This window comes from Candidatus Zixiibacteriota bacterium (genome assembly GCA_021159005.1).
Lineage (GTDB): Bacteria > Zixibacteria > MSB-5A5 > UBA10806 > 4484-95 > JAGGSN01.
On record JAGGSN010000147.1, the window covers coordinates 1 to 5,368 of the forward strand.

The window sequence follows — 5,368 nt, forward strand, 5'->3', positions numbered from 1 at the left end:
AATGCCACAGTCCGAAAATTAAAATTGCTGAAAATGAATTATTCAGCAAACCCTACTTAGCGCCGCCAACAATTTTAAATGTACTATAGCTCCATTCATAATAACCATAGTCTTTACTACCCCATTTCATGAAACCGATAGTGCCAACACCGGTAATATTTTCATTCCAACCATACTCGAATATTCCATCAAGGCCAAACCCCATTCCGGCATTGTCTGCCCATCCACCAATGGGCATAGCCAATGTTACAGCACCGCCGACAGCCATGTCGCCCCTTGTCTCCTGAGCTAAAGCATTGACGGAAGCAATTAACGCGAACATCGCAGCTAAAGTAATCAGTAATGCTAATTTTTTCATTTAAACTCTCCTTACAAATCAGTTAATATTGAATAAGTTATAATATTTTATACTAAACTTTTATCTTACTTAATTAGCTTTTCCTCCTTTCCCCGCCTAAGCTAAGTTATTGCGGCTATCGCCGTCCAATTCACAAATTATTTGCTTATATATAACGGTTATGACAATCAGAGTAAAGCTAAATTTTAAATTAATAAAGGGCTTCGTTCGCTCTATTAATCCGCCTTAGGCAGATAACCCAACCTATGATAAACTATAAATTATTAGGAAAACTTCTAAAATAAATACTATTGCATTAGATATGTATTTTTCTTACATTTGCCAGCAATGAAAAATATTGGCAACATAATATTGTTCAAAATAGTAAATGGTTCAAAGGAATAAGTAAACAATGAGCGCATCTTATACAAAAAATGCGATTCTATTATGGATTTTAGCGATTATCCTCACTTTGTCATCGGTCGTCTATCAGCGCCTAACCGGTCCAACCCATCCGATTCGCGGGTCTATCGAGATTGACGGCGAAACAGTTCAATTCAAATTGCTCCGTACGCATGATTCCACCGATGATGCCAAGATGGAATTGCATATTCCCTCAGCTCAAATAACCGGCGAACTGCATTGGCGGCGATATTTAAGCCTTGACACATGGAGTACCAAGGCATTAGAGCGAAAAGATAATAACCTCATCATTGCAATTCCAAAACAGCCCGCCGCCGGCAAAGTGATGTATCGGATTAGCCTAATCGACAGTAAAGATAAAAAACATTATCTTACCGATGAATCGGTTATTATCAGGTTTAAGGACCCAGTGCCGTTAGTGTTTTTAATGCCCCACATAATCTTTATGTTTGCCGGTATGCTATTAGCTGTAAGGACAGGTTTTGAAGCCATCACCCGAGGCGATAAAGCATTTAAATTATCTCTGTTGACCGCAATCCTGCTTATTTTAGGCGGCCTTGTATTCGGGCCGATAGTCCAAAAATATGCGTTTGGCGAATTCTGGACCGGCTGGCCGTTTGGTCATGACATGACCGATACTAAAACAGCGGCGGTATTAATACTCTGGCTAATCGCCTTATGGCGAACGCGCGCCGCCGGCAAAGGCCGAGTATGGATTATTGTCGCCGCGGCGACAACTCTGCTTATATATCTTTTGCCTCACAGCATGATGGGTTCTGAAATAGATTATACCAAAACAAAATGATAAATACGCGGACGTTCATCAACTACAGATAACTATCACCCTCAGGATATCGTCCGCTTTAACGGCCTTCCATCATCAGGGATAAACCCGGATTTAAAAATAACAATGAATCCCTATACTTCCATAAGTGCCATAACCGACAGAGCCGGAATTGCTGATATTTTTAAAACCGCGGTCATGATACATCTGTAAACCGGCTTTACCGGAAATACCTAAATAATCAGTCGCCTGAAACTCCGGCTCGATGCCAATTCTGATTGCGTAGTCAGTTTTACGTTCCGGATTATAGCCGTTCTCGTAAAATATGCCAAAACCGCAGTACAAATTGAACCATGACCTTTCTCTATCGACTACCGGAATCCCAATGTAAATAACATCATTGATTGTGGTTGTACCGTCTTTAGCGTCAGCCGTGAATGAAATAATATCGGCATTAACAACATTCTGAATGTAAATTCTGCCAATAGGGTATCTAAGGCTAAGTCCATCCTCCCAGCCAATCCCGCAGGTTGTGCAGGAACAGTATTCGGCATGCGCTCCCGCAGGCATGAGAAATACAAACATAACGATGATTATTTTTTTCACTATATTTCCTTTATAATAGCAATATTCAATTCTGTTTTCCAAGTTTATCCATTATTTTAGCTCTGGTTACCAAGCGCCGCTTGGTAACCAGAGTGAAAGTTTATCCATTATTTATAATAGGGGATGCAGATTAATTTTTCAACATGATATAGAATCATTTTTAATACAGCGTATAAATTCAATCTCAATTTGACAATTGTTATCTATTGTAATAGTATGAAATTAATTAAATGATTTAGCTCTGGCTGCCAAGCGGTGCTTGGCAGCCAGAGTGATTTTTAAACATATTGACGATAAATATGGAAACGATAAAGGAGAAATAGATATGGAACCAGCGGTTATCAACGAGTTTATAAGACGAATCGAGTTGTTTAAAGATTTCAATGACGATGAACTAAACCTGTTTGTCTCGAATATAGAAGTATTAAATTTCGAGCCGAATGCTCTCCTGTTCGAGGAAAACAGTCCGCGAAAACGCCTGTTTATCATCTACAGCGGTGAAATCGAATTGTTCAAGAAAACCCCCTTTGGCGAGGAAAAACGGTTGTCATTTTTCGGCAAGTTCGATTTCTTAGGCGAGGGTTCCCTGATGGATAAATACCCGCATTCAACATCCGCAAAGACACTTTTGAAAACAACGATATTCGCTATCAGCCGGGAGAAGTTTGAAAAACTTTATCGGCAAAACCCCGCTATAGGCGTGAAAATGCTTTCCCAGATAGCGCGAGTAATATCAAAGAGGATAAGGCAAGCCAGCGCTCGGGTTACAAACGTTTCGGCTCAATATATATCAGGCAGAACGCGAACTGAACACGATCTTCTTGGAGAACGCGAAGTGCCGTATGAATTCTACTACGGCGTTCAAACATTGCGGGCGCTGGAAAATTTCAATATCAGCGGCGTTTCTCTGACCCTCTTTCCAGCTTTGATAATTTCCTTAGCGATGGTTAAAATGGCCGCCGCTAAAGCAAATTACGAACTTGGCTTATTATCCAAACCTATCAAAGAGGCGATTGTTCAAGCCTGCGGCGAGATAATTAACGGCAAGTTTCATACTCATTTCGTAGTCGATATGATTCAGGGAGGAGCCGGCACCTCCACTAATATGAACGCCAATGAAGTTATTGCCAACAGGGCGCTTGAGATATTGGGCTATGAACGCGGTGAATATAAATACTGCCATCCCAACAGCCATGTTAATTTGTCTCAATCAACAAATGACGCTTACCCGACTGCTTTAAAAATCGCTCTTATTAACAGCAATAAGATGCTTGTTGAGGTTCTCCGCCAGCTTGCCGAATCGTTCAAAGCAAAGTCGAAAGAGTTCGGCAATATTATCAAGATGGGACGCACCCAGCTTCAGGATGCGGTGCCGATGACGCTTGGCCAGGAGTTCGATTCTTATGCGGCAACTTTGGTAGAGGAGATAACCAGGCTGGAGGAAAACGCCGAACTGTTTTTAGAGGTCAATATGGGCGGAACCGCTATCGGTACCGGCATCAATGCCGACCCTGAGTATTCACAAAAAGTTATCAAACATCTGCGGGAGATAACCAATCTTGATGTTAAATTGGCGCAAAACCTCGTTGAGGCAACACAGGATACCGGCGCATTTGTGATGTACAGCTCCGCTATTAAACGTCTGGCGGTAAAACTTTCGAAGATATCGAATGATTTGAGGCTTCTGTCATCAGGCCCCAGAGCGGGCATCAACGAAATCAATCTTCCTCCAATGCAGCCGGGCTCATCGATTATGCCGGGTAAGGTAAATCCGGTCATACCGGAAGTTGTTAATCAAATAGCTTTTAAAGTTATCGGCAATGACCTTACCGTAACTCTGGCAGCCGAGGCGGGACAGCTTGAGCTTAATGTTATGGAACCGGTGATTGCCCAGAGCATATTCGAATCAATCGAGATGCTCAAAAACGGCATGGCTACTTTAAAATATCGCTGTGTCGATAATATCACCGCCAATGAGGAAAATTGCCGCCGCCTGGTGGAAAACAGTATCGGGATTGTAACCGCGTTAAATCCAGTGTTTGGGTATGAGATGTGCTCGGCTCTGGCAAGGGAAGCTTTGGAAAATAATCGCGGCGTATATGAATTAGTGCTGGAAAAGAAATTGCTATCGAAAGATAAACTTGATAAACTTTTGTCGCCGGAAAGTATGATAAGATAAAGATAAGTCTATATCTTTTCTGCGTCGCCGGAAACCCTTTCATGCGTCGTCTGGAACCCTTTCCTGACGACATATCGGCAAATCACACATAATATGGACGCTGTGTCTGTTTTTTTCTATATCCATGTATTTTATGGTTGGCGTACGTCCTCATGCGCCAACAATCTATTCGACTTCAGAATGCTTCTTTTTCTCTGCTAATTCGGGGTAATACTTTACCATACATTCATCGCATATTCCATGTGAAAAGGCAGCTTCTGAATGATTTTCAATATAAACTTCCATTTGCTGCCAAGAATTCTCATCAGTTCTGATTCTCTTACAATGCATGCAAATCGGCAACAATCCCTGAAGTTGTTTTACATGTTCGAGAGCTTCTTTCAATTCGTGTATTTTATTTTCAAACGATAATTTTAATTCTAATGTTCTCTCCCCTACCATGATTCGAGAATGGAACACTTGAGGATCGAACGGCTTCGTTACATAATCATCAACGCCAGCCTCAAATCCCTTTATCATATCTTCTTTACTGTCGAGAGCCGTTAACAATATTATATAAACATAACTTCTATTTTCAATCTGTCTTGTTTTTCGGCAAACATCAATTCCAGCCATTTCCGGCATCATCCAATCGAGAACAGCAAAATGTATGGAATCATCGCTCTCTATTGTTTCCCGGGCTTCTTTCCCATCTTTTGTTTCGATAACCTCATAGCCCCATTTCCTGAGATTAGAGCTTAACAGTTTCCGGGAAATAACATCATCTTCAGCGATTAATATTTTCATTATGGCACCTTATGCTTATGTTTTATAAAAATATTTTCAATTACTCTCGTCAGTTTATTATTAATGAACTATAAACAGACTATCGTTTAGCATATCGTCAATAATAACATTATATTTATTATTATCAGTTCTTAATATGTTATAGTGAAATGATAGAATTTATATATAGATTAATTAACCTATATTCCACAACACTACTGTCCGGCCTTTTGTCCGCCTTAGGCGGATGCTATAGTGATGTCATTCCCACACT

Annotated in this window: 5 protein-coding genes; 2 read left to right on the forward strand and 3 right to left on the reverse strand. The window is 40.7% G+C overall.

The annotated features are described in order from the left end of the window. Window positions 1-52: 52 nt before the first annotated feature. Entirely contained in the window at window positions 53-358 is a 306-nt protein-coding gene (locus J7K40_09785) for a hypothetical protein (GenBank protein MCD6162687.1), read from the reverse strand. A 391-nt stretch (window positions 359-749) separates the two neighbouring features. Between J7K40_09785 and J7K40_09790 the strand changes: the two genes are divergently transcribed. Next, on the forward strand, window positions 750-1,565 hold the full coding sequence (locus J7K40_09790; GenBank protein MCD6162688.1) for a hypothetical protein: 816 nt from the start codon (window positions 750-752) through the stop codon (window positions 1,563-1,565). Window positions 1,566-1,658: 93 nt separating this feature from the next. Here J7K40_09790 and J7K40_09795 read toward each other — a convergent pair whose 3' ends face one another. Next, window positions 1,659-2,150 carry a hypothetical protein gene (locus tag J7K40_09795; protein ID MCD6162689.1) on the reverse strand — a complete coding sequence of 164 codons (492 nt, stop codon included), beginning with the start codon at window positions 2,148-2,150 and terminating at the stop codon, window positions 1,659-1,661. Window positions 2,151-2,475: 325 nt separating this feature from the next. On the opposite strand from J7K40_09795, the gene aspA reads away from it, so the two are divergent. Next, window positions 2,476-4,329 (forward strand): aspartate ammonia-lyase, encoded by a 1,854-nt coding sequence (gene aspA / locus J7K40_09800; GenBank protein ID MCD6162690.1) that lies wholly within the window; start codon window positions 2,476-2,478, stop codon window positions 4,327-4,329. Window positions 4,330-4,494: 165 nt separating this feature from the next. Here aspA and J7K40_09805 read toward each other — a convergent pair whose 3' ends face one another. Further along, on the reverse strand, window positions 4,495-5,115 hold the full coding sequence (locus J7K40_09805; protein MCD6162691.1) for a response regulator: 621 nt from the start codon (window positions 5,113-5,115) through the stop codon (window positions 4,495-4,497). Between the last annotated feature and the right edge of the window lie 253 nt (window positions 5,116-5,368).

Excerpts from the sequence above, each read along its gene's own strand:
- J7K40_09785 (MCD6162687.1), bottom strand. The coding sequence starts at position 358 with ATGAAAAAATTAGCATTACTGATTACTTTAGCTGCGATGTTCGCGTTA.
- J7K40_09790 (MCD6162688.1), top strand. The coding sequence starts at position 750 with ATGAGCGCATCTTATACAAAAAATGCGATTCTATTATGGATTTTAGCG.
- aspA (MCD6162690.1), top strand. The coding sequence starts at position 2,476 with ATGGAACCAGCGGTTATCAACGAGTTTATAAGACGAATCGAGTTGTTT.
- J7K40_09805 (MCD6162691.1), bottom strand. The coding sequence starts at position 5,115 with ATGAAAATATTAATCGCTGAAGATGATGTTATTTCCCGGAAACTGTTA.